This is a genomic window from Ekhidna sp. (assembly GCF_965247405.1).
Taxonomy (GTDB): domain Bacteria; phylum Bacteroidota; class Bacteroidia; order Cytophagales; family Cyclobacteriaceae; genus Ekhidna.
Genome location: NZ_OZ252014.1, coordinates 395,887 through 419,963 on the forward strand (window position 1 = coordinate 395,887; position 24,077 = coordinate 419,963).

Annotated in this window: 29 protein-coding genes; 13 read left to right on the forward strand and 16 right to left on the reverse strand. The window is 41.0% G+C overall.

The features are described from left to right. The 4 genes from ACP14Y_RS01620 to ACP14Y_RS01635 form a co-directional block, all read right to left on the reverse strand. Window positions 1–981, reverse strand: a complete 981-nt coding sequence (locus tag ACP14Y_RS01620; RefSeq protein ID WP_424961226.1) for a hypothetical protein — start codon at window positions 979–981, stop codon at window positions 1–3. Next, entirely contained in the window at window positions 974–1,162 is a 189-nt protein-coding gene (locus tag ACP14Y_RS01625; protein ID WP_424961227.1) for a hypothetical protein, read from the reverse strand. The genes ACP14Y_RS01620 and ACP14Y_RS01625 overlap by 8 nt, the downstream gene beginning before the upstream one ends. A gap of 77 nt (window positions 1,163–1,239) precedes the next feature. After that, on the reverse strand, window positions 1,240–2,265 hold the full coding sequence (locus ACP14Y_RS01630; protein ID WP_424961228.1) for a D-alanine--D-alanine ligase family protein: 1,026 nt from the start codon (window positions 2,263–2,265) through the stop codon (window positions 1,240–1,242). Window positions 2,266–2,296: 31 nt separating this feature from the next. Then, entirely contained in the window at window positions 2,297–2,506 is a 210-nt protein-coding gene (locus ACP14Y_RS01635) for a hypothetical protein (RefSeq protein WP_424961229.1), read from the reverse strand. Window positions 2,507–2,552: 46 nt separating this feature from the next. Between ACP14Y_RS01635 and ACP14Y_RS01640 the strand changes: the two genes are divergently transcribed. Both ACP14Y_RS01640 and ACP14Y_RS01645 read left to right on the forward strand, forming a co-directional pair. Then, entirely contained in the window at window positions 2,553–2,981 is a 429-nt protein-coding gene (locus tag ACP14Y_RS01640) for a hypothetical protein (RefSeq protein WP_424961230.1), read from the forward strand. Next, window positions 2,981–3,715 (forward strand): VIT1/CCC1 transporter family protein, encoded by a 735-nt coding sequence (locus tag ACP14Y_RS01645; RefSeq protein WP_424961231.1) that lies wholly within the window; start codon window positions 2,981–2,983, stop codon window positions 3,713–3,715. The genes ACP14Y_RS01640 and ACP14Y_RS01645 overlap by 1 nt, the downstream gene beginning before the upstream one ends. A gap of 2 nt (window positions 3,716–3,717) precedes the next feature. Here the strand turns inward: ACP14Y_RS01645 and ACP14Y_RS01650 are convergent, their stop codons facing one another. Continuing rightward, the gene (locus tag ACP14Y_RS01650; RefSeq protein ID WP_424961232.1) at window positions 3,718–4,290 is read right to left on the reverse strand and encodes a toxin-antitoxin system YwqK family antitoxin; all 573 of its coding nucleotides are present in this window, start codon (window positions 4,288–4,290) and stop codon (window positions 3,718–3,720) included. Next, window positions 4,290–4,688, reverse strand: coding sequence for a DoxX family protein (locus ACP14Y_RS01655; protein ID WP_424961233.1), 399 nt, complete (start codon window positions 4,686–4,688; stop codon window positions 4,290–4,292). The genes ACP14Y_RS01650 and ACP14Y_RS01655 overlap by 1 nt, the downstream gene beginning before the upstream one ends. A gap of 35 nt (window positions 4,689–4,723) precedes the next feature. Between ACP14Y_RS01655 and ACP14Y_RS01660 the strand changes: the two genes are divergently transcribed. The 4 genes from ACP14Y_RS01660 (at window position 4,724) to ACP14Y_RS01675 (ending at window position 7,256) form a co-directional block, all read left to right on the forward strand. After that, the gene (locus ACP14Y_RS01660) at window positions 4,724–5,152 is read left to right on the forward strand and encodes a response regulator transcription factor (RefSeq protein ID WP_424961234.1); all 429 of its coding nucleotides are present in this window, start codon (window positions 4,724–4,726) and stop codon (window positions 5,150–5,152) included. Window positions 5,153–5,226: 74 nt separating this feature from the next. Beyond that, the gene (locus tag ACP14Y_RS01665) at window positions 5,227–5,739 is read left to right on the forward strand and encodes a DUF4199 domain-containing protein (RefSeq protein ID WP_424961235.1); all 513 of its coding nucleotides are present in this window, start codon (window positions 5,227–5,229) and stop codon (window positions 5,737–5,739) included. A 20-nt stretch (window positions 5,740–5,759) separates the two neighbouring features. After that, window positions 5,760–6,275 (forward strand): hypothetical protein, encoded by a 516-nt coding sequence (locus ACP14Y_RS01670; RefSeq protein WP_424961236.1) that lies wholly within the window; start codon window positions 5,760–5,762, stop codon window positions 6,273–6,275. Window positions 6,276–6,371: 96 nt separating this feature from the next. Continuing rightward, complete coding sequence (locus tag ACP14Y_RS01675; protein WP_424961237.1) at window positions 6,372–7,256, forward strand: hypothetical protein; 885 nt, start codon at window positions 6,372–6,374, stop codon at window positions 7,254–7,256. Between the two features lie 115 nt (window positions 7,257–7,371). Here ACP14Y_RS01675 and ACP14Y_RS01680 read toward each other — a convergent pair whose 3' ends face one another. After that, a complete protein-coding gene (locus ACP14Y_RS01680; protein ID WP_424961238.1) occupies window positions 7,372–7,767 on the reverse strand; it encodes a hypothetical protein in 396 nt (131 codons plus the stop codon). Between the two features lie 73 nt (window positions 7,768–7,840). Between ACP14Y_RS01680 and hisS the strand changes: the two genes are divergently transcribed. The 4 genes from hisS to ACP14Y_RS01700 are packed head-to-tail and all read left to right on the forward strand — an operon-like array spanning window position 7,841 to window position 12,179. Beyond that, entirely contained in the window at window positions 7,841–9,196 is a 1,356-nt protein-coding gene (hisS, locus tag ACP14Y_RS01685; protein WP_424961239.1) for a histidine--tRNA ligase, read from the forward strand. Window positions 9,197–9,223: 27 nt separating this feature from the next. After that, window positions 9,224–10,852 (forward strand): gliding motility-associated C-terminal domain-containing protein, encoded by a 1,629-nt coding sequence (locus tag ACP14Y_RS01690; RefSeq protein ID WP_424961240.1) that lies wholly within the window; start codon window positions 9,224–9,226, stop codon window positions 10,850–10,852. 7 nt (window positions 10,853–10,859) lie between these two features. After that, window positions 10,860–11,192, forward strand: a complete 333-nt coding sequence (locus ACP14Y_RS01695; protein ID WP_424961241.1) for a YbaB/EbfC family nucleoid-associated protein — start codon at window positions 10,860–10,862, stop codon at window positions 11,190–11,192. Beyond that, the gene (locus ACP14Y_RS01700) at window positions 11,193–12,179 is read left to right on the forward strand and encodes a glycosyltransferase family 2 protein (RefSeq protein ID WP_424961242.1); all 987 of its coding nucleotides are present in this window, start codon (window positions 11,193–11,195) and stop codon (window positions 12,177–12,179) included. Here the strand turns inward: ACP14Y_RS01700 and ACP14Y_RS01705 are convergent. Further along, entirely contained in the window at window positions 12,176–12,385 is a 210-nt protein-coding gene (locus ACP14Y_RS01705; protein ID WP_424961243.1) for a PspC domain-containing protein, read from the reverse strand. The genes ACP14Y_RS01700 and ACP14Y_RS01705 overlap by 4 nt on opposite strands. Window positions 12,386–12,537: 152 nt before the next feature. On the opposite strand from ACP14Y_RS01705, the gene ACP14Y_RS01710 reads away from it, so the two are divergent. Next, complete coding sequence (locus tag ACP14Y_RS01710; protein WP_424961244.1) at window positions 12,538–14,301, forward strand: tetratricopeptide repeat protein; 1,764 nt, start codon at window positions 12,538–12,540, stop codon at window positions 14,299–14,301. 152 nt (window positions 14,302–14,453) lie between these two features. Beyond that, on the forward strand, window positions 14,454–15,434 hold the full coding sequence (locus tag ACP14Y_RS01715) for a pyruvate dehydrogenase complex E1 component subunit beta (RefSeq protein WP_424961245.1): 981 nt from the start codon (window positions 14,454–14,456) through the stop codon (window positions 15,432–15,434). 54 nt (window positions 15,435–15,488) lie between these two features. On the opposite strand, the gene ACP14Y_RS01720 is transcribed toward ACP14Y_RS01715, so the two are convergent. After that, a complete protein-coding gene (locus ACP14Y_RS01720; RefSeq protein WP_424961246.1) occupies window positions 15,489–16,340 on the reverse strand; it encodes a universal stress protein in 852 nt (283 codons plus the stop codon). Window positions 16,341–16,435: 95 nt separating this feature from the next. Then, on the reverse strand, window positions 16,436–17,764 hold the full coding sequence (gene ffh / locus ACP14Y_RS01725) for a signal recognition particle protein (protein WP_424961247.1): 1,329 nt from the start codon (window positions 17,762–17,764) through the stop codon (window positions 16,436–16,438). Between the two features lie 128 nt (window positions 17,765–17,892). Between ffh and ACP14Y_RS01730 the strand changes: the two genes are divergently transcribed. Beyond that, on the forward strand, window positions 17,893–18,357 hold the full coding sequence (locus ACP14Y_RS01730; protein ID WP_424961248.1) for a hypothetical protein: 465 nt from the start codon (window positions 17,893–17,895) through the stop codon (window positions 18,355–18,357). 39 nt (window positions 18,358–18,396) lie between these two features. On the opposite strand, the gene ACP14Y_RS01735 is transcribed toward ACP14Y_RS01730, so the two are convergent. From ACP14Y_RS01735 to ACP14Y_RS01760, 6 genes are all read right to left on the reverse strand, one after another. Next, window positions 18,397–18,801, reverse strand: a complete 405-nt coding sequence (locus ACP14Y_RS01735; RefSeq protein WP_424961249.1) for a DoxX family protein — start codon at window positions 18,799–18,801, stop codon at window positions 18,397–18,399. Then, a complete protein-coding gene (locus ACP14Y_RS01740) occupies window positions 18,794–19,396 on the reverse strand; it encodes an SGNH/GDSL hydrolase family protein (RefSeq protein WP_424961250.1) in 603 nt (200 codons plus the stop codon). Before ACP14Y_RS01740 ends, ACP14Y_RS01735 begins: the two co-directional genes overlap by 8 nt. 33 nt (window positions 19,397–19,429) lie before the next feature. Continuing rightward, the gene (locus tag ACP14Y_RS01745; RefSeq protein ID WP_424961251.1) at window positions 19,430–19,900 is read right to left on the reverse strand and encodes a hypothetical protein; all 471 of its coding nucleotides are present in this window, start codon (window positions 19,898–19,900) and stop codon (window positions 19,430–19,432) included. Continuing rightward, window positions 19,893–20,003: a MetS family NSS transporter small subunit gene (locus tag ACP14Y_RS01750; protein ID WP_349562734.1), complete on the reverse strand. Its 111-nt coding sequence runs from the start codon at window positions 20,001–20,003 to the stop codon at window positions 19,893–19,895. The genes ACP14Y_RS01745 and ACP14Y_RS01750 overlap by 8 nt, the downstream gene beginning before the upstream one ends. Further along, on the reverse strand, window positions 20,000–21,484 hold the full coding sequence (locus ACP14Y_RS01755; RefSeq protein ID WP_424961252.1) for a sodium-dependent transporter: 1,485 nt from the start codon (window positions 21,482–21,484) through the stop codon (window positions 20,000–20,002). Before ACP14Y_RS01755 ends, ACP14Y_RS01750 begins: the two co-directional genes overlap by 4 nt. Before the next feature lie 126 nt (window positions 21,485–21,610). Continuing rightward, on the reverse strand, window positions 21,611–24,037 hold the full coding sequence (locus tag ACP14Y_RS01760; RefSeq protein ID WP_424961253.1) for an ABC transporter permease: 2,427 nt from the start codon (window positions 24,035–24,037) through the stop codon (window positions 21,611–21,613). Window positions 24,038–24,077 lie beyond the last annotated feature (40 nt).

The window sequence follows — 24,077 nt, forward strand, 5'->3', positions numbered from 1 at the left end:
TTAGCTTTTCATCGGATCGATGGTGGAAAAATCCTCCTTCTTTGCTTCTTTTGGTGCTTCTTTGGCTTCCTCTGCTGGTTGCATCGGGTCAGCAGCTCCGGCAGGAGATGGCTCATTGATTTCCTTCTTTACCTGATCAGCGATCGATGGTTGTGATGGCTGTCCCGGCGTAGCGGCATTTCCCTTTCCTACCGGGGCAGGAGCACCATTCGGTCGAAGATATTGGAGCGAGCGACTCCCAAAATAGAAGGCAATCATCATTAGAAAAGCGGTCTTGAAAAACTCATATTGATCCCAGAACAATGAGCTGGGATCAATCTCATTGGTCATTCCAAAACTCACCACCAGCAATGCTATGGCGCCAAATAAGAGCGAGAAGGCAATCATTCCTCTCACTGTCCCATTGGGCATACCGAAAGTTTCATCTTTATATGGGTTGTATTCCGGCTCAGCATCTATATCGTCCTGATTGTAAAAATTCCCTTGACGCTTATCCTCTTTCGCTTGATAGATTTTATTCCATTCCTCATCTGTGAGTCCAAGGTTTACATTGTAGTAATATACCGCCCAGATAAAATACGAAAGGAAAATACATGCCCATAGCGTAACGATACCCAGCGCTATCGCTTTAAATACAGCCGATTCACCCGTATTTGTTTCAAACACCATCATCACCCCAAAGGCACCCAATGCCAGCAGAATGAAGATGATTACACGTATACCCCAGAAGAAAAACTTGGACATGGAGTCCGGTTTCTTCTTTTTAGATTCGGTTGTTGATTTATAAAATGCCAGTATACCAATAAAAAGCGCGAACGAAAGGATTACAGCGATATGACTCCCCCAACCACCAATCCAGGGAGTTCCAAAATATTCTTTGATAAATAGTAGAAGGAATAGAAATGCAAACAATGCCACCAGTCCCTGTAACAGGATGCGGTTAAACATGATTTTATCTCGGGAATGGAATAGGTCAAGCATTGTCCAGGGATTTGAAGAAGTTGGAAATGGATTTAGCGATGGCCTTTACAAATCCAACAATAGGACCGATCAGACCTACCAACCATAACCATACATCCTCCAGTAAATCCGGACGATAAATAACCAGAACAACAGAAATGGTAATTAACGCAACTAGAATAAGTATGAGAGCATGCCTCATGGGTTAAGTGATTAGGTTGGCTCTATAAAGAGAGTCATTTTTTGCCCTAAATCAAATACCCAGTATATGGTATTTTCTCAATTACCTCTTTCTATTGCCAATTCAATCAGTCGATCGATCAGTTTGGAATAGCTAAGACCTGTCTCTTCCCACAGCTTGGGATACATGCTGATACTGGTGAACCCGGGAATGGTATTCACTTCATTGATTAGTATGGCGCCCTCTTCTGTCAAGAACATATCCACCCTTGCCATACCTTCACAATTAAGCACTCGATAGGCATTTATCGCTGTTTGTTTTAAAGCAGGTAAGTATTTCGGATCCACTTTAGCCGGAATGATGATCTCGGCATGAGATTCTGAAGCATATTTTTCTTCATACGAATAAAAGTCACCCGACTGCACCTCGCCTACCCCTGTAGCTTCCGGTTTATCATTTCCCAAGACGGCACATTCCAGTTCCCTTCCCTGGATTGACTGCTCCACCAGCACTTTACGATCATACTTTAATGCATCACTTAGTGCATGACTCCATTCCATTTCGTTGGTAACCCGATGCACACCAACGGACGAACCCATATTGGCCGGCTTCACAAATACCACAGGGCCGAGTTGCTCATTTATCTGCTCGTAATTAGGGATTTCATCCCCTTTTTGGATTAGCACCCAGTTTGCTACCATCAAGCCTGCATCTCTCAGCAAACGTTTGGTTATGTCCTTGTCCATAGAAATGGCCGAACTCAACACTCCGGGACCTACAAATGGTAGTTTCATCAATTTGAGAAGGCCCTGAATTGTACCATCTTCACCATTCGGACCATGCAGTATTGGTAACACGGCATCAAAATGACCTAACGATACTCCTTTAGAATAAAAGCAACCATCAGTCGATCCCGGATGAAGAGAAACCATCTCTCCCTGATCAGAGATTTCTTTAGATAACTGTTCCTCTTTGAGTAGTTTCCACTCCCCGGCTCGGGAGATACCAAGGAGTGTAATGGTGTACTTAGATCGATCTATGGCATCCAGGATATTTCTGGTGGAGCGAATGGATATTTCATGCTCCGGAGACTGACCGCCACAAAGGACAAGGAGATTTTTCATAGAAGTACTTTCATAAACGAACTTACACTTTTCAATCGTAAATTTCTCTTAACTCGAAATCCTCCCCTTTTCCGTATTGAATGAGTTCACTCATCAGATAGCTCTCCAGAGAAAAGAGGTCTTTCAGCCGATAATCATTTCGCCCGACCACTTCCATTAAAGTGAATTCACTTTTCTCGCCATAATTAATCAGACGGTACTTCTTGCCAATACGCATACTTGTAAATGCCAGTCCACTCATATCGAAAAGCAATATTATTGAGGCATTTTTGATTTATTTTTACTTTATGAAAAAAATTATTCTACTTCTTTCTGTCGTGGCGCTTATTTGGGTGATGGGTTGCAAAGACGATGACGAATCTGACTCATTTGTGGGTACATGGGTAGCTCAAACTTTGACTGTTTCGGGCTGTGATGATCCAAATAGAAATGGCACCTCTAATTTGCAATGTAGCGATGCATGCTATCGACTGACATTGCAAGGAAATGGTGATTTTTCTTATCAGCAAGGATTTACGGTACAATCAGGCTTTTGGGTACTGGATGGCAAACTAAAACTTTGCTCCGATGAAGAAGGAGAAACTGTTTGTGATGAGTACATGGCTGATTTGGCACAAAGTAGTTTAATCCTCACTACAGATTCAACCTCAGCAGGATGCGTTTCAACATATGTTTTTCTTCGAGAAGAACCTGCTGATACCACGAGTACCAATTAATGGCTCACCAGAAGCAGGAAGATCGAATACATGGTAAAAATCGATACTTAAGTCGATTTCAGGACTACCTGGGTGAGTTTGTATATGGTGGAATCGATGGCAGTGTAACCACTTTTGCCGTTGTGTCAGGTTCTGCGGGCGCTAATCTTGAAAGCTCCATTATCATTATTCTCGGGTTTGCTAATTTAATAGCAGATGGGTTTGCCATGTCTATAGGCAGCTACCTTTCTACCAAGTCTGAAAAAGAAAACTATCTCAAACATAAATCGATTGAGTATTGGGAGGTGGACAACCTTCCGGAAAAAGAGCGTGAGGAAATCCGAGAGATTTATGCATCGAAAGGATTTGAAGGAGAACTACTTGAAAAAGTAGTAGACGTTATAACCGAGGATCGAGATCGGTGGGTCGATATCATGATGAAGGAAGAGCTAGAAATGGCTGAAGAGACCAAATCCCCTTTCAAGATGGGTGCCATTACATTTCTGAGCTTTCTACTTCTCGGTTTTATTCCGCTATTGATTTATGTGATTGATTACGTCAATCCGGTACAATCCGATCTTTTTTTGGTTTCTTCAATCCTGACAGGGAGTTGTTTTGTAGGGATTGGATTTTTGAAAAGTGTAGTTACCGGTACAAAGAAACTTAAAAGTGTGGTTGAAACGCTGCTCCTTGGAGGAGCAGCGGCTGTCTTATCTTATTTTGTTGGTGACTTCCTTCAAAGTTTAATCAGCTAAAGCTACTTTTCCACCAGTTCGCCCATGTCATACTCATACTCAATGGTAAGATTTCCTTCCTGATCATACCACTTTGCCAATCCATGGATTTTTCCATCCACGTAATTGGACTCCTCCATCACTGTTCCATCCACATAGAATTTCTGTTGGAGGCCATTTAGCACACCTCCTGAATAATTTTTCCGTTCTACAATTTTTCTTCGCTTATACTTTAGGTACTCTCCATCCAGCTGATCATTCTGATAGGAAGCTTTGGTTTCCACATAACCAACATTATCAAAAACAAGCTGAACACCTTGCTTCTTACCTTTTAGATAGGTAGTGACAGATTGGACTTTTCCCTCTGTATCGTAACTGGTCCATGTGCCATGATACAACCCATTCAGAAAGTCACCCTCACCGATAGTGATTTCGCCAGACTTAACAATGGCCTTTTGCAAACCTTCTATTGACGAATAGTCCTGAATAATGGCTCCATCGGGAATTTGGTTTCCTTCAATCGTAGCGGAATTGTCATAATTTGAACCTCCGCAAGCGCCAATAACAAATGCCAAAATCCAAATTTGTTTCTTCATTACTTTTTCAAAATTTTAGGTAAAACTTCATTTATGATCTTGTCTTTGTTGTTAAAGACAACATACAACCCACAAAGAAAAACGATCAGGGCATAATAAAACAATTGTCCTTTATCACCCATCACTTCTATTCCCAGGATCGTCAAGTGCATACCTATGGCACCAATCATGAGACCGACTGCCAGTATGCCTCCGGCCCATGCTGTCCGTGGAATAATCAACAGAATAGCTCCGATTAATTCCAGTATTCCGATAAGCCAACGCCCCCAGGGCTCCATGCCTACAGTTTTAAAAATGTAGACAGACTCAGCAGATCCTGTAAATTTGAAGAAAAGCGTCTGAGCCATAATAAATGCTGCAGCCAGACGGGCAATGATGTAGGCAATTTTTCGTAACATAGGAGTGATTTTTAAAGACGAAAATTAGGAAGATTTTGAGAAAGCTTCAGAAACTCAATAAGGTCTACTGGATTTATGGAGGTGTAATGGGCCTGCTGATGATTGTGCTGGAAGTAATCCATTATCGAACCATGATCAGGGATTTAGATATAGAAATATATGGTGCAATCATTGGTCTATTGTTTCTTTCAATAGGAATTTGGGTCGGAACAAACCTTTACAAACAAAAGACCAAAGATGCATTTGACCCTGCGCAATTGGGACTGAGCAAACGGGAGGTAGAAGTTTTGGAGTTGCTTGCAGAAGGATTTTCAAATCAGGAAGTGGCTGATAAACTCTTTGTATCATTAAATACAGCAAAAACACACATCTCAAATATTTATTCTAAACTAAATGTCAAGCGCCGAACGCAGGCTATTCAGAAGGCACGAGACCTTGCACTTATCTATCCCTCGAAAGAGTGATTTAGATGAAATCACCCGAAAGGATGAAAATAAAGTGGCGATTAAAGCAGTGATTTGAGCAAAAAATAAAACACATGAAAAGACTTATCTATTTTGGTTTATTAGCAGGCGTTATTAACGTCATCGGATGGTTTGTATTGGATGCCTTTTTTCAAGGAGATGATTTTGATTTCTCATTAGGAGAAACACTTGGATATATCGCAATGCTTATTGCTTTATCTACCGTTTTCTTTGGAATCAAATCATATCGTGATAAAGAATTGAATGGACAGATCACTTTTAAAAATGCTTTTTTAAAAGGACTCGTGATTGTATCCATTGCATCCTTTATATACGTGGTTGGCTGGGAGATTTACTACCCCAACTTTCAAGCTGATTTTGGGGAGAAATATTCAGCCTATTTAATATCCAATCTGGAAGAACAAGGACTATCCAGTGCTGAAATCGCTACAGAAAAAGCGAGTATGAAAGAGTGGATGCAGATGTATAAAAATCCGCTCTATCGGGTGCCTATGACATTGATGGAAATATTTCCTCTTGGCCTGATTGTTACACTAATTTCTGCTCTAATATTGAAGAGGAAATAGATTCTGCCTAACTTTCCTTTATGATAAAAAAAATAGGTATTTGGGTACTTGCCGGAGTATTAGTAGCATGCGGTACGACAAGCAATGAGCGTTCAAGTGAAAGCAGCCTCGAATTCAAAAAAAGATCAGAGGGCTCCTACATTCCTGATGATGTAAAGGCTAACCTATTTAGTAAAAGAAGAAGTAAGCTTAGCAATCTTTACTCCGATGGTCCTTCGTGGTTCAGTTTTCGAATTGAAGAACCCTTTAACCAGCTTACGATTAAACTTGTGGGACAGCAGTCCTCATACACTATGGATTGGAGTACTGAGGCAAAGAAGGAAAGTGAAGATGCTTTACCCCTCCAAAATGTGAATCAGGGTGACTTCATGGTAGATCTTTTACTCAGCCCGGGAGAGGTGACAGTTTTTTTTAATGAAGGCTTGGAAAGCTTTTCGTTTAAAACAGAGAGCGAGACAATCGATGCGAAAGTTGAAGTCTATCTTAATGGTGAATTACGAGACCTACCAGGGGTATTGTATGACATTGGCGTGTAGTCCAATGAACATGGCTATTTGCTTACATTAATTGATAAACTCCAATTTTTTAAATCAAAAACCATTAAACTTGAATACGATTAGATTCAATACCTTATGAAGTCACCTAGCAAAATCCTAACTCTAATAGCGCTGTTATCTTTCCTGGCGGGTTGTACCGGTAGTTCCTCTTCCGGAGAAAATGAAAAATCAAAGGAAGAATTAGCAGAAGAAAAGACCATTCATGACTTGGAGAAGTTGATGGCAGACCTCCCCGATCCATCACTGGTTCCTTTTACTTTAAAATCAATTGGAGCAGATTTTGATAAGGAACACATTAATTCTCTGGAAAGAATAGAAAGCTATAAAAGCAACAGAGACAAAATGGCTTTAAACATGGGGGTTTTCGCCTCAGATATAAGCTACCTTGCTGCATACGGTCATGAGGAAGACTGCATCGATTATTTGAGGGCATCACACGGAATGGCAGAATTCCTTGGGGATTCAGCAATCTATAATGAAGATGACCTTAATGAATTTAGAGGTCACATTGCTAACCAAAATGAAGAAGAAATATCAAAAATCCTGGGAAAGCTATTCCTTGAAACGAGTGTAAAGATGGAAGAAGATCATCATTTGACGATGGCCGGTCTTGCACTCACAGGTAGTTTCGTAGAGGGACTTTATCAGGCAGTTATCACCATCGAAACTTACCCTAATACTCCCGAAAATGAGCGGCTGCTTGAACCATTGGTGAAAATTGTATTAGGGGAAGAACAGGCGTTACTTGATATCATCGAGGTTCTCAATGATCTTCCATTTGATGACACAATTGCCGATATGATCACTGAGTTGTCGATTCTGGACAGACTTTACAAAGGTGATTTGCAGGAAATAGAAGAAAAAATGCAGAGTGATCCTGACTTTGTGTTAACGAAAGATGTAATGAGAGACATTACACTGGAAGTAAAACGTATCAGAGAACGCATCACAGAAGAATAATACACTTAATCTACCTAATCAAGAGAAGCACTGGCATTGCCGGTGCTTTTTTTTAGACATAAAAAAATCCCGACGTAGAAGTCGGGACTTGTTTGGCTTGATAATAAAAGGATAATTACTTATCCTCTTTTTTCTTTGCTGCAGCTTTTTTTGGAGCTGCTTTCTTTGTTTCTTTTTTCTCAGCCTTTGGCTTTGCTGCTTTCTTTTCAGCATCAGCTTTAGGTGCTGCCTTTTTCTTAGGTGCAGCTTTCTTTGTTTCTTTCTTTGGCTCTGCTTTTACCTCAGCCTTAGCAGCTTTTGCTTTAGGAGCTTCCTCCTTCTTGGCAGCCACTTTCTCAGCTTTAGGCTCCTCTTTCTTGGCCTTGGCCTTCTTAGCAAATTCTGCTTTTATTTCCTCAACGTCGACGTTCTTGATAGTAGGAACCGTGTTTAGTCGCTTCATTGTAGCAACTCGGTTCTTCGCGACATTTTTATTTTTTCTTCCTTTTCGTTCTAATCTTGTTACGGCCATTTTCTTGGTCTTCTTATCTGAAATGAGCCGCAAATTTAGGGGATTATGTAGTTTTGTCCAAAACGAATTCTCAATGTCTAAAAGTAAGCCAACACTTCCGCGTGGCACACGTGATTTTGGTCCTGTAGTTTCTGCCAAGCGCAGCTACATCATTGATAAAATCAAGCATAATTTCATTAAATACGGCTTCAGCCAGCTGGAAACACCAGCCATCGAGAATCTCTCCACCCTTACCGGTAAATATGGTGATGAAGGTGACCAGCTACTTTATAAGATTTTAAACTCCGGGGATTATCTCAGCAAAACATCTGAAGAAGATTTTGCGCTAGGAAGCAAGCACCTAACCACAAAGATTGCCGAAAAGGGCCTTCGATATGATCTCACTGTGCCGTTTGCACGCTTTGTAGTGATGAATCAACATGAGATTTCATTCCCATTTAAGCGCTTTCAAATCCAACCGGTGTGGCGCGCAGATCGCCCGCAAAAAGGACGCTATCGGGAGTTTTATCAATGTGATGCGGACATTGTTGGTAGTAAAGCTATTTGGAATGAAGTAGAGCTCACCCTCCTTTTCAACGATGTGTTCAATGATCTGGGACTAGAAGATTATGTCATTAAAGTCAATCACAGGGAGATTCTCTTCTTACTTGCCGATTATGTGGGATTAAAAGGAAGAGAAGTCCCATTCTGCGCCGAAATAGATAAGTTGGACAAGATAGGAAGTGATAAAGTCATTGAGAATGTGCTGGCTTTAGGTGGTGATGCAGAAAAGGTAAGTGAAGCGATGAACCTTATCTCAACAACAGACCTGGATAAGCTTATAGAATCAGTCCAAAAAATTGACGAAAGCAATGCAGGTGTTCAGGATGTTATTAAGTATTTTGAAAGCTTGGATCAGTTCTCAGATAAGAATATCAAATTGGAACTTGATCTTTCATTAGCCAGAGGTCTCTCCTACTACACCGGCATGATCTATGAGGTGAAGCCAACATCCGTACAAATGGGAAGCATTTGTGGAGGTGGACGATACGATAACTTAACCGGTGTATTTGGTCTTGAAGGCATCTCAGGGATTGGGATTTCATTTGGTCTGGATCGCATTTATGACGTAATGGAAGAACTCAACCTCTTCCCTGATAACATCACTCAACCTCTGGATGTGCTGATTGTGCACTTTAGTGAAGCAAACTTGAAGCATGGTCATAGGATTGTGATGCAGCTTCGGGAAGCTGGGGTTCGAGCAGACCTTTACCCTTCATCCGATAAAATCAAAAAGCAGTTTAACTACGCTGATAAAATTCAGACACCATTTACGCTAATCATTGGTGACGATGAAATGAATGCTGAAGAGTATACGCTAAAGAACATGCAATCCGGTGAGCAAAAACCAATGAAAGTGGATGAAATAATCCAGCTTTTTAAAGGTTAACTTTACGATACTTGTTCGTAAAACTGATTGATACACCGCTGGCTACATATTGTCGTTATCCTTTTTGTTCCGGTTTTAGTCGGAGCTCAGGTGTTTAGTAGCAAAGGTCGTTTCTCTGTAGCATTTGATCGGGGCTGTGCACCTATGACGGTAAATATTACCGAGCATGACTCCTTTGGAGACGTGACCAGACAATACTACTATTTTGAAGGAGCAGGGATCACCAATAGCAAAACTTTTACTTATCAGGATGCTGGGGTCTATCAGATTGTTCAAGTGGTTGGTGCAGATGGTATAGGTGATAAATCCGACACCCTGCTCGTAGAAGCATTGGAGCCGATTAAACCCGAAGTAGCGTTCCAGCGATGTAATGGACTGGAACTTTCAGTTACATCAACAGACAACTATTACGACAGCATCCGAGTGTACTTTACAATGGATGACTCTGCTACACTCCTTACGAATGAAACCGCCACGTTTGTGTTCGCTTCAAACAGCAATCAGGCCATCGGGCTGAAAGGTTTCTTCGATAACGCAGATGAAATTTGTAGCACATACTTTGATGAAATCATTCCCATTCCGGCATTGAGTGCTCCAGAGGTGCAAGAAGCATCGATCAAAGAATCGTGCAGAGATGTTTTCAGCCTTTATCTCGACCTTGCCAGTTTCGATACACTCACCAATTATCGGATAAACCTCATTCAGGGAGCAGGTGTAAAAATTTTTGACGGATTTTTAAATCAAAACTCCATCACGCTCTCTGATATCCCTTTTGACAGAAACGATGATTATTGTCTGAACATCGAAGCATACGATCCTTGCAACAATACATCTGATTATAGTGCCGATTATTGTGCTGAGACCACACAGCTATCGCTTTCCCCTTTTGCTTCACTATATTCTACTTACGATTCTTCAGGTATCTACATCAACCTGGATCCGGTTAACCTCGGAACTTTCGAAGTTTACAGAATGCTCGAAAACGATGATTTTGAGTTTCGAGGTGAACAGTCTGCATCATTTACAGATCCCATCGGATCCAATGGACGCAGGTATTTTTATAAAATTGATTACGTCGATAGCTGCGGACAGGTGTTGTTTAGCGCCGAGACAAATCCCCCGCTTGTTGCTACAGATAAAGAAGGACTCAATCAATACCGTGTGGTTTTTACTCCTCCTGCAAACGCTCTTACAGATACACCTACCCATGAGTACCAGACCGGGAACGATTTTTCTCAAACCACAGGAGAAATTACTCAGTTTGACTTTTCTGTGCAGTTAGATGCCAAAGATGGGAGTCCACGGCAATTCGTTACAGCTACCTCCACCTACCCTGATAACCTTACCCTAACCTCAAATGCAGAAACAGTGAGACACGAACTGGTCATTTACGTTCCTAATGCGTTTACACCCAATGGTGATGGATTGAATGACACACTGGAGCTTTTCGGATTACCTACCGAAACCGCCACCACAAACATTTATACCCGGTGGGGCCAACTCATCTACACCTCAGATGTTCCAAGCCCTGGTTGGGACGGCACACTTAATGGCTCGCTCGTGTTAGAGGGAACTTATTTGTATGAAATAATCTTTGAAACAGCGAGTGGTGAGATGCGAACACAAAAAGGTACTTTTGCATTAATTAAAAAATAGGAAGGATATGTTTGATATGATGAAAATGATGGGCAAGGTGAAGGAGATGCAATCCAAAATGAAAGAGGCCCAGGATCAACTAAAAGATATCAAAACGGAGGGTGAATCAGGTGGTGGAATGGTCAAAGCCACGGCAAATGGCAACAAAGAGTTGATTGGTTTAGAAATTGACGATTCACTGGTAAATACGGCAGATAAAGATATGATGCGAGACCTGATCATTGCGGCTGTGAATAAAGCAGTCAGCAATGCTGACATCCAGGCCAAAGAACATATCAAAAAGTCAACAGAAGGTCTCATGCCCAATATTCCCGGTATGGACCTGTCAGGCATGATGTAAATGACCAAAACAGCTGTTGTCATACTCAATTATAATGGGAGAACTTACCTCGAAAAGTTTCTTCCTGGAGTCATTGAGCACTCAGGAAAGTCTGATATCTATGTCGCTGATAATGCTTCCACCGATGATTCTGTTGAGTACTTAAAACATGCCTTCCCACAAGTAAAGCTTATTATTCTAGAAAAGAATTATGGTTTTGCCGGAGGGTACAATGAGGCACTAAAATCGGTAAAAGCAGACTATCTTCTGCTGCTGAATTCCGACGTTGAAGTCACTAAAAACTGGATTGATCCCTTAGAGCAGTTTTTAGACGAGAATCAAATGTATGCTGCCTGTCAGCCAAAAATTAAAGACTTCAATCATCGCGCATTATTCGAATATGCGGGTGCTTGTGGCGGATTCGTTGACTTTCTAGGCTATCCCTTTTGTAGGGGACGAATTTTCGATCATCTGGAAGCTGATTCAGGCCAGTACAATGAACCCATTGATATTTTCTGGTCTTCGGGTGCGTGTATGCTGATTCGAAGCAAGGTGTTCCTGGAGGCAGGTGGTTTTGATGAAGATTTCTTTGCCCACATGGAAGAAATCGACCTTTGTTGGCGTATTCACAGCTTAGGCTATAAAATCAAATCAATCCCAAAATCGGTGGTTTATCATGTCGGAGGTGGAACATTAAGCAAAACAAGCCCATTTAAGACCTACCTTAATTTCAGAAATGGACTGAGCCTTCTGATAAAGAATTTACCCCTGAGCAAATTACTATCGAAAATACCTGTCCGAATACTTCTGGACTGGGTGGCCGCAATGAAATTTCTACTCGAAGGAAGGCCCAGACACATGATTGCGGTTTTCAAGGCTCATTTTGCGAATTTGACTCGCTTAGGGAAAAACATTGGAAAGCGAAAATTAATCTCTGCAGCACCTAAGTCTAAGCTTATGATTTTCGAGTACTATATCAAGAGGAATAAGCGATATAGCGATCTCTAGTAATACCAGAGTGTATTATTTCTTCTTCTCAAAATTTTGCGAAAATTCATTATGAATGCCAATCCCAGGTAGATAATAACCGGAGAACCGAATGTCAGAAAAGACGCATAGATGAAGAACAGTCGAATGCTTGATGTAGGTATACGAAACTTCTCACCCAAGCGGGTGCAAACACCAAAAGCATATTTTTCCAAAAAGTCTTGCATACAATTTGTTAGACTATCACAAAGATAAACAATACATCTTTTAGATAGTTGGTTTATTAGTGCATATAAATGATAATTTCGATTAATTTTGCGAGCACTATAACTAAGAATTATACTATTTATTGTTTGTACAATTAAAAAAACTGAATCAAATGAAAAAATTTAACCTAGCCATGGCTTTTGCTGCCGGAGCAATCTTGCTTTCTGGTTGTAAGCTCGACAAAATGATAAAATTGGCTCAGGAGAATGATCTTCAGGTAGACCCTAATCCACTTGAGGTACACGGTGGAAACGTTCCGTTTGAAATGAGCGCTGTTCTACCTCCAAAAATTCTTCCAGCAAACACAAGCTTCACACTAAACACTATATACGTATATGGTGATCAGGAAGTGAGCGTTGGGTCAATTGAATTCCAAGCCTCGGACTTCCCTAACAGTTCTAGCACAACTTCCAGAAAAGTTGAAAACTTTTCATTCCCTTACCAGGAAGGCATGAATCCTGGCACGCTTTACGTGCAGGGAGTTGCTACGGACACTAGAAATGGAAAAACCAAAGAAACTGATCGACTAGCAGTTGCTCAAGGTTTGGTTATGACCTCTCAATGGATTAAAGATGTTGCCATGGTTTCTTACGCAGATCACGGCTACAACGATAAAGAAGAGTTGGTTCCTACCAATGTGAACTTCTACTTTGATCAGGGAAGATCAAACCTTAGAACTTCTCTTTCTTACGACGGAAAAACAAACCGATCTAAGAGAGATGAGCTAAGTGGTTTCATCGCTGAGAAAAACGTTACCAGAACTGTTACCATTACAGGTACTCACTCACCAGAAGGTTCTGAAACAATCAACAGCGATCTATCAGAAAATCGTGCAAAAGAAATCGAGAAATTCTACAGAAACAGAATGGATCGTTACGATTATAAAGGAGCTGCTGACTCTATCGACTTTATCCTTAAGCCTGTCATCCAGGACTGGAGCGCTTTCAAGGCTGCTCTTGCTTCATATGATGGCATTAGCGACGATGAGAAAGGTCAGTATACAAACATTATCAATGGATCTGGTTCTTTCGTAGAGAAAGAAAAAGAAATGCAAAAGCTTTCTACCTACAAGCAAGTATTCAAAGACATCTACCCAGGCTTAAGATCTGCTCAAACTGAAGTTTTGACAGTGAAGCCTAAGAAGTCTAATGCAGAGATTGCTGTTCTTGCAAAAGCAATTGTAAATGGTGAAGCTGAAGCAGATACACTTTCTATTGAAGAGTTGATGTTCAGCGCTACACTTACTCCTTCTCTTGAAGAAAAAGCTGCTATCTACAAAGCTGCTGCTGACAAGTCTGGCATGTGGCAAGCACATAACAACCTTGCTGCTGCTCATATTGAAATGGCTAAAAGAGGTGATGCGTCTAAACTAGATGGTGCGGCTACTCAACTTGAGATCGCAATGAACAAAATGAGCTCTGCTGCTGAAGTACAATCAAATATGGCTGCTGTTCAGGTTCTACAAGGTGATTACGCTGCAGCGTATGAAACACTTAATGGTGTTAGCTCTTCGTCAAACGACATCAACGGAAGAGTAAATGCGATGAAAGGTGCTGTTGAAGTAAGAATGGCTGAGTATGATAAAGCTAAAGCTTCATTCGCATCCGCTACAAATAACGATAACGTGATAGTGGACAGAGGACTTGCTCATTTGCTAAGCGGAGACTACAGCATGGCTGACGCTGAATTCAAGCAAGTGGAAAGAGCTGATGCATACTATCTACTAGCTGTTTCTGCTGCAAGACAAAACAACGCTTCTGAAGTAGGATCAAACCTTAAGAAAGCGGTTGATGCTGAGCCTTCTTACAAGGACATGGCATTGAACGATCTTGAGTTCACGAACTACGCTGACGCAGTAAACGAAGCGGTTAAGTAAATCAACCCTTCTTAGCAAATAATTTTAAGCCCCGCTTTTGCGGGGTTTTTTTATGCCCTCCAGAAATTACCGTTCATGAAAAGCAGGCAAAAATGAGCCGATAATCGCTCGTTCATCATTAATTTAGCACACCGAAAAATACGACTGACACAATGAGAGAAATCCAGTTTAGACAAGCACTTGGAGAAGCCATGAGTGAAGAAATGAGGAGAGATGAGAATATCTTCCTGATGGGTGAAGAAGTAGCAGAGTATAATGGAGCTTATAAAGTAAGCCAGGGCATGTTGGATGAATTTGGACCTAAGCGTGTAATTGATACACCAATTACTGAGCTTGGTTTTGCTGGTGTTGGTGTGGGAGCAGCCATGAACGGCCTCCGTCCTATCATTGAATTCATGACATTCAACTTTTCTCTCGTTGCTATCGATCAGGTGATCAACAGTGCCGCTAAAATGCTCTCCATGTCTGGTGGCCAGTACAATGTACCCATTGTTTTTCGGGGACCTACCGGAAATGCCGGTCAACTTAGTCAACAGCACTCACAAAACTTTGAAAACTGGTATGCTAATACGGCAGGACTAAAGGTGGTAGTGCCGTCCAATCCATACGATGCTAAAGGACTCTTGAAAACAGCCATAAGGGATGACAATCCGGTAATCTTTATGGAGTCTGAGCTGATGTACGGAGACAAAGGCGAAGTACCAGAAGAAGAATATCTGCTTGAAATCGGTCAGGCGAATGTGGTGAGAGACGGATCCGATGTGACCATCGTGTCGTTTGGTAAAATGATGAAAGTAGCTAATCAAGCTGCCGAGGAATTGGCTAAAGAGGGAACTGAAGCGGAAGTAATTGACTTAAGATCTGTAAGACCAATCGACTATCATGCCATTGTTGAATCAGTGAAGAAAACCAATCGATTGGTCATTGTGGAAGAGGCTTGGCCATTGTCTTCTATCTCTTCAGAAATCAGTCACCACGTACAGAGAAACGCTTTTGATTGGTTAGACGCACCAATTCATAGGATTACAAATAAAGATGTATCTCTACCCTACGCCCCGACTCTTATTGAAGAAGTTTTGCCAAATGTTGAGAGAACCATCGAGGCGATTAAGGCGGTGACATACGATAAGTAACTTCAAAAAACATTCAATCAAAAAGGTTAGTCTACATGCTAACCTTTTTTTTATTTAAAGATTCCTCTTATTAATCGTCATTACAGGAATAGAAGATTTCTTTGTGAGTTTTGATGCAAATGAGTGGTTAATAAATCGGTAAAGCCCACCTTTTGCTTCTGACAACACAATAATCAATCCTGCGTCCGTTCCCTCTGCATAATCAAGTAAAGCCTCATTTGGATTGCGATCCTCTATTGCATCGACCATATAATTTGACAGGTTAGCAATCTTAGCAACCTTGTTGAGCAATTGCATCATTTCCTCATCATCCTTAGATCGAGTCACATCTATGATATGCAAGGTAGAGCCCAGAGCCTCGCAGATTACTTTTACCTGCTCGAATGCTCTTTGGGTATATTTCTCGTCTTCCATATCAAGACCCAGCACAATATCTTCAATCGGATGAAACTGTTGATCCTGCAGGGAGACAACCGGTACCATTAGATTGTCTATGAGCTGTTCTGTGTGATTTCCGCTAAAGAACTCCTGAATGCTTTCCTGGCCTGTAGTGCCAATGACAACCAGATCCACCGGATGCTTTTCAATGTAATGCGTGATCCCTTTCAAAAATCCACCACCATATTGCTGACTATGAACCAGCACTTTTTCAGTAGTAAAATCATGTTCCAGTGCCTTTAGCTTTTGCTTATTGGCTCGGAAAAGCTGTGCTTTAAATAAAGAATCTTCTGAAATAGTGCTTCCTCCGGCCTCTCCTGATAAATGTAGAGACATATCTCCCAATGGAACATCCTCACAATGAATAACGGTGACCCGTGCTTCCAATGCCTCTGCTAATGAAATAGCAAATTCAAGTGCATATTCTGATAAATTTGAAAAGTCGGTAGGTACAAGAATATTTTTCATGACTTTGATGGATATGTGATAAAATCCAATCTAGCCATATTCAGTACCCCATTAAAGGACGAATGTCAGCTAAGTACGTGCGATTAATCAGTCAATTACTTCATGCCACCAAGCATGTTGGCAAGAGCACGCTTCCCTCCAGACTTATTCATCATCTTCATCATCTTGCGCATCTGCTCAAATTGCTTTAGTAATTGGTTTACTTCCTGAATAGAAGTGCCGCTACCTTTTGCAATACGTTGCTTTCGTGTACCATTAAGTATCTCAGGCTGAGTACGTTCTTTTGGCGTCATGGACTTAATGATCGCTTCAATTGGTTTCAATGAATCGTCATCGATATCAATATCTTTGATTGCTTTTCCCATGCCTGGAATCATGCCCAGCAAGTCTTTCATACTCCCCATCTTTTTCATCTGCTCCATCTGAGCAAGGAAGTCATCAAACCCGAACTGATTCTTTCGGATTTTCTTATTAATCCGACGTGCTTCTTCCTCGTCGTAGTTTTGTTGAGCACGCTCCACCAGGCTGACAACATCACCCATACCCAGGATTCTGCTGGCCATACGATCGGGATGAAACAAGTCAATCGCATCCATTTTCTCTCCAGTGGAGATAAACTTGATTGGTTTTTCTACCTCTTTTCTAATTGATAAAGCTGCACCACCACGTGTATCACCATCAAGCTTGGTGAGAACTACTCCATCAAAATCTAGTCGTTCGTTAAAAGTAGCCGCTGTATTCACCGCATCTTGTCCTGTCATGGAGTCCACAACGAAGAGCGTCTCTGCCGGCTTCACAGCTTCTTTGAGATTCGATATCTCATTCATCATCTGTTCATCTACCGCCAGACGACCCGCTGTATCTATGATCAGTGATTTCTTCCCATTATCTTTAGCATATTTAATGGCATTCTTCGCAATTTTTACCGCGTCTTTGTTTTCAGGCTCTGCATAAACCTCTACGCCTATCTGTTCACCTAAGACTTTTAGTTGATCGATTGCAGCCGGACGATAGATATCACATGCAGCCAGTAAGACGGTTCGCCCTTGCTTTTTGAGGTGATTGGCAAGCTTTCCACTGAAGGTGGTCTTACCAGATCCCTGAAGACCTGATATGAGAATTGTATTTGGATTTCCGTCTGCACTGATGGGTACATTAGTCTCCCCCATCAACTTCGTGAGCTCCTCCTGTACGATTTTTGTTAGCAATTGTCCAGGAGAAACAGCTATCAATACATCACGACCAAGTGCTTCCTCTTTGATCTTATCGGTTACATCTTTTGCTACCTTATAGTTTACATCGGCATCTACCAGCGCCCTTCTGATCTCTTTAATGGTGGTAGCAATGTTGATCTCTGTGATCTGACCTTGCCCTTTTAGCGTTTTAAACGCACGATCCAGTTTTACACTTAAACTATCAAACATAATTCTCTTTAAAAATCCGTCTGCAAAGGTATAAAATAGTGATCAGTCGGAGATAGTTCAGCCTACACGAAACCTTTTAAAATTATTTGAGTATAACTAGTACCTTGCATAACAAAATACAACCAAAAATGAAAAGGACAATTGCACTATTTGTATTCGCTCTTTGCATTGCATTTGTAGCTGATGCACAACGAGTAAAAGAGAAAGATATCATAGGTACCTGGAAGCTAGTCATTGATATTGAAGAGGAAATGGAAGAAGAAGCAGAAGATGCTGATACTATGCTAGAAGAAGTGTTTATTAAGGCTATCTCTGGTTTTGTGGGCGGCATCATGGAGGATATTGAAATCTATTTTGAGTTTCAATCAGATAATGATCTAAAGATCACTGTCCATGCTTATGACGAAACAGAAACGGAGAGAGGCTCATGGTACATCAACAAGCGGGGATACCTGGTCATTGAAGACATTGAAGACGATGATGATGACTTTCACATCAGTTCAGATGACGATGAATGGAAGCTAATCGATGGAATTCTTGTAAGTGATGAGCATGAACGTGATAGGAACGTATATATGACTCGGGTTAACTAAAAAAATCACTCAATCACCAACTCTACTAAAATGACAGCTTTAATTGCTGTCATTTTTATTTTGTAGCCAGTATTCTACGCTCACTTTAGTAACCCCATTTAAGGCCAGGAAAGCAGCTCCTGCCAACATTGAAATTGCTGGGTATATGATTGGGTATGGATCATTCATGTGCACAAGTAGGATAGCAACTATAAAATTGAAAATCATCACTATTCCGGCTAATCTAACCTTCCACCCAACAATAAAGAGAATGCCGCATATAAACTGAGCATATACTGAAGTGATAGCAGACATCAATGGAAAAGGCATATTGAAAGCGTCGAGAAAATCCCTAAACTCCAGCATTCTCCCCCAGGAAAATACATTATCCTGTGTGTCGTAGATTAGATGAAATCCAACTACCAATCTAATTGGCAAGTCTGCAAACCTTTTCAAATTATCCATCTCCAAAAAGTGTATCTACTATTACTCTGGCAGCCAGGCGGCTCCCTTTTGGAGATGGGTGAAATCCATCAGTCCCATATAAAGAATAATCCTCATTTTCTTCAAAGTATGCCTTCCATGCCTCTCCTACCGGACAAAGAATGGCGTCATTCTCAATTGCTGCATCACGGTGATTTTTAATCACTCCATCAAACGTGTGATAATATGTCTGGGAAGGCCAAACCATAAAGTAAGCCAGTTTTGCATCGTATTTATCACACAGTTTTTTCAACTTCGCTCCATCATCTATTAACATTTCTCGGCCCTGCGCTTGTGATGATGGGCCTTGCTGTACGATTACGTAATCATAATTCTTACTCATGATACGCTTTTGCAACTCGCCATCGTTCCAGTGATCGATGATGGCATAATTGGGATGGGCCAATGACGTTGCTTTCAATTTGAACCCTCGCTTCTTGGCTTCCTTTTCAACCAGGTTGGGTAAGTTATTCGTATAAGTCAGACTGTTGCCAACAAAAAGAATCTTGATCGTTTGACAATTACCAGCATAAACGATTAGATGTAGAAATACTATTAAAGAAAAAAGTCGTCGCATAACGCATTATAAACAATCGTTTTAGCTGACCCCCTACCTATCCAGTATTGATTTTAAATCTGCTGGTGAGTAATTAATAGACTTCAAGGTTTTGTTATCACCTTTTCTAAAGACCAGATACTTACCGTCTCTTTTTTCATAGTATCCCGCAGTGTCTTTTTCATTCTTATAATATTCCACGGTCTTTTGAGCCTCTTCTTCCGTTTCACACGCCTTGCTCATATTGGAGCGCTGCACTTCTTCAAACAATTCTTTGAATTTTTCGCCAAGTCCAAACTCGAGTACAGCTCCTGAAAGTACATATTGTATATCACAAAGAGCATCGGCAATCTCAACCAGATCGTTATCATCAATCGCTTCCTGAAGTTCCTTCAGTTCCTCAGCGATTAGCGATACTCTGAGTTTACATCGATCTGCTGAGGGAATTTGTGGACTTTCAAGAATGGGATGCCTGAATGTTTTGTGAAAATCTGCTACCTGATTTAGCGGGTCAATTTTATCCATTGATGTTACGTTCTTTTTTGATTGCTCTCGTTAAAAAATAAAGGAAGCCGCCTACGACTACTGTTAGAATGACGATCATACTGATGATTGCTCCTGTGCTCATTGCTTCACAAATTTCTTATATAAATATCCATTTAAAATCAATCCTGCAATGATCACTATCCCCCATTGGGTGATGGTAGATGCATTGCTATATGTTCCAAAGAGATCCCACTGTCCTTCTTCATTAAACCAGGTGGAACTATAATCCTGAGACAACCACCAGTAGATAAGAAAGAAGCCAACGGCGACATTTGCGAAGATCGCAAACTTGAAAAAACCGGAAGGGAGTATCATATCGGATCCTACATCAATCGTGGATTCTTTAAATCTGACCGGATCATTCATGGCCACTCCTATCAAGATAAATAAACCGGTTACAATCAACCCAACGCCCCACACCCAATCCTGATTAGAAAAGTAATTGAGTGACCATGCCGAAGGGAAACCGAATGCGATGAAGCAGACGATCACTACAACCAATGTTTTTCTCTTAGAAATATTTAAGTCAGCTACATTTTGCAGAAACAGCTCGATCATTGGCAACAATGAGCTAAAAGCAGCTACAAAAAGTGCCAGAAAGAATAGCGCAGACAGATAGTCACCTCCAGGCACATTGGCAAAAAGCATCGGAATAATGGTGAAGGTCAATGCCTGATTGCCTGATTGAAGATAGGATATGGCTTCTGCATCCGAAGCTGCCAACGCAAATACGGCTGGGAGTATAGCCATACCTGAAAGTAGCGAAGCTGTGTTATTTCCAAATGCACCAATAAATGTATTGAGTGTCACGTCTTCATTATCCCTGGAAAAAGCGGATAGGGTCATCATCAATCCCCAGCCTGCACCCGTACTCCATGCAGATTGAGACAAGGCTTCAATCCAGATCGTTGGATTGCTAAATAGGGTCCAATCGATTGCAAACATATATTCCAGCCCACGAACACCCCCTTCCATGTTTAGGGAAACGATTACGATAATGATCAATAAAATGAAGAGGCTGGGAATAAGCAACTTATTGGCTTTTTCCAGTCCATTTTTTACACCTCGAATCAAAATGAATGCAGCCAGGAAAATCACACAGATATACACAATGACTGTAATCCAATCGCCATTGGAAATTCCGTTCCAAAAGTTGGCCAGATAATCAGGGTTTGCCTGCAGTGATTCCTGAAGCGTTGCTTCCTTAAAGAGGTTTCCCAATGAAAATGTCAGATATCTAAAAGACCAGGCAGTAACGATGGAGTAGTAAAAGGCAATACCCAGCGTACAGATGGTAATAAAAAAACCCATCCAGGTATACTTCTTTCCTGCAAACCGAGCGAAGCTTCCGATAACTCCGCTTTTAAATTTTTTACCAATTGCAAACTCTGAAAGTAAGAGAGGAATGGACCAAATAAACAAAAACAAGATCCATAGTAAAATAAAAGAGCCGCCATATTGTCCGGCTAGTCTCGGGAAGCGCCACAGGTTGCCAGCACCTATTGCCATTCCAAGAGCCGCCAGCACGATCCCCCAGCGGTTACTAAACTGTTCTTTACTCATATATCAGGTGTTGCAAAAATTGCGAATCCGTCAAATATATGGAAAGTTTGGCAGGCTTCTGTGTCAAATTTTATAAAGAGACAGCCCGAAGAAAATTCATTCATCAGACTGCTCTTAAAACCTGATTTATTCGTCTTTTAGGGTAGTCGCAGGATTGATCAATGCTGTGCTGATGGTACGATGACTAACCGTTAATGCAGCTATCAATAAGGTAGCAAGGAATGCCAGCACAAAGAACTCAAATCCAATAGCTATCCTAAACTCGTAATCATTTAGCCATTGATTGAGAATATAATAGGCAGCCGGAGCAGCAATCAAAAATGCTACAATTACAAGTACAAAAACTTCTTTGGTAAACTTCCCGATAATACCAAGAACTGATGCACCCAGCACCTTTCTAATACCCACTTCCTTTGTTCTGTTAGCAGAAATAAAGGCGATCAAGCCGTACAACCCTAAACACCCAATGATTATTGAAACTGCGGAAAAAGTAGTCATTAATGTAGCGACACTTTGCTCTTGCTCATAATTTTCAGCTAGCTCTTCATCATAGAACTGCCAATTCTGAACATACTCCGGATACACCTTCTCCCATGTATACTCAAAGTGGGTAATGGCTTGCTTGACATTGACTCCATCTTTCGTCTTAAATGCAACTTCATAATACACCTCTGGATCTCTTAATAGCATCACATACTGAAACCCTTCGCTCAAATCCCGAGAATGAAAATCCTTCATAACCCCAATAACTTTTTTATCTCCACTCCATCCAGAAGTTAGCCGTTCTCCAATTGCTCCTTCATATTTGTCTTTAAAACCCATTAGATCAGCTATTTGCTGATTTATAATAACATAATTCGAGCTATCATCTTTTCTAAGATCTCTACCTGCAAGAAGTTCCAATCCATAAAGATTCATATAATGCTCATCTGCTGGTTTGAAGCTGGCATTGTAGTCTTCTTCAATATCCAAAGGTGGGTAGTTGAAATTTGAGTGAGAATTGGAGTTTCCAGTTGGCGAACTCAGTGAAAAAGTTACATCCTGGATCGAAGGATTCTCAAGCATCATAGCCTTAAATCGCGCGTTTTTTACTTCGTCACGTTCAGGTAGATAACTTTTTACAATTGCCTCTTTTTCAAAACCCAGGTCTTTTTCTATGAAATATCGCATTTGCGCTGAAATGATAACCGTGCCAATGATCAAAAACTGGGAAATGGTGAATTGAGCAACCACTAGTGCCTTGCGAAGATTAAGTCCTCCGGAATGTTCCCTGGCAGTGATCTTACTTTTCAAAGCTTTTACCGTATTCATCCCGCTCAGCAAGATGGATGGATAAAATCCCGAAAGAAAACTAACCATCACCAAAAGAATAAGTAAAAAGCCGAGGGTTTCAAATCCGGAAAATAAGTCCAATGTTAAACGAGTGCTTATGACATCTTCCAACTGAACAAATAAAAACTCAGCGATTGCCAGTGAACAAAATAATGCTACCAGAGTAATCAATGTGATTTCAGTAAAAAACTGAATGACCAACTGTCGCGAGTAACCCCCTATTGCTTTTCTAATGCCTATCTCTTTAGATCTGTTGGCCGCCTGAGCAGTAGCAAGGTTGATGAAGTTGATGCATGCCGTCAATACCAGAAAGATCGCGATGATACCAAGGGCTTTTATGAGAGCCGGAGATGTGGAATAAACATAGTTTCCGTATTCATCATCAAAGTGAATATCAGCCAAAGGCTGAGTGACAAACCTTCTTCTTTCAGAGGCCCCTTCTTCGTAATGCTTTTCCACAAAGTCTATTAGCTTAGTGTCGAATGCCTCCTGGTTAAAATCATCTCCAACAAGAATGTATGTATTCGTATTTGAAGCCGTTGAATTCCATCGTTTCCCTTCACCAAAATATGGATTGCTGGCAGCCTGTCCATTATATTCTAAAAGTACGGTAAAAGGAAAGTTTGTTGCCTCAGGAGGATCAGCGATAACACCTACAATCTTGAAATCTATTAGATTACCTACATTAAAAGTTTCTCCCATCGCTTTGGACTCATCTCCCTCGCTTAATCCAAACAGTTTTCGTGACTGTGAGGCAGAAATCACTGCGGTGTTTGGCTCGGTGAGAGCTGTCTTGCTGTCTCCAGCCAGAAATTCAGCACTGAATATTTTGAAGAAAGCATTCTCGGTATATACAACCCCCTCTTCAAGCAAAAATTTCTTAATATCAACCCCGTCCTTTACATTGATCTGATCTCCATAGTCATAATGGGTTCGTACAACATTTTTAATCTCCGGATAGTCTTCTCTTAAAGCAGGACCAACAGGGTGAGGCGTTCCCATGCCTTTTGAAACGTCACCTGACCGAATACCCTGACCAACTACTCGATAGATGTTTTCATAATGCTCCTGATGTTTATCAAAGCTATTTTCATAAACAATAACCTTGTAGATCACCAAAGCGCATCCAATTCCTAGCGCTAAACCCAACACATTCAGGATACTATAGATCTTGTTGCGTGAAAGGTTTCTAATTGCTGTTTTTAGATAATTCTTAAGCATGGGTTATTGAGTTTTCACTTCCATTAAGGTCAAAATCATG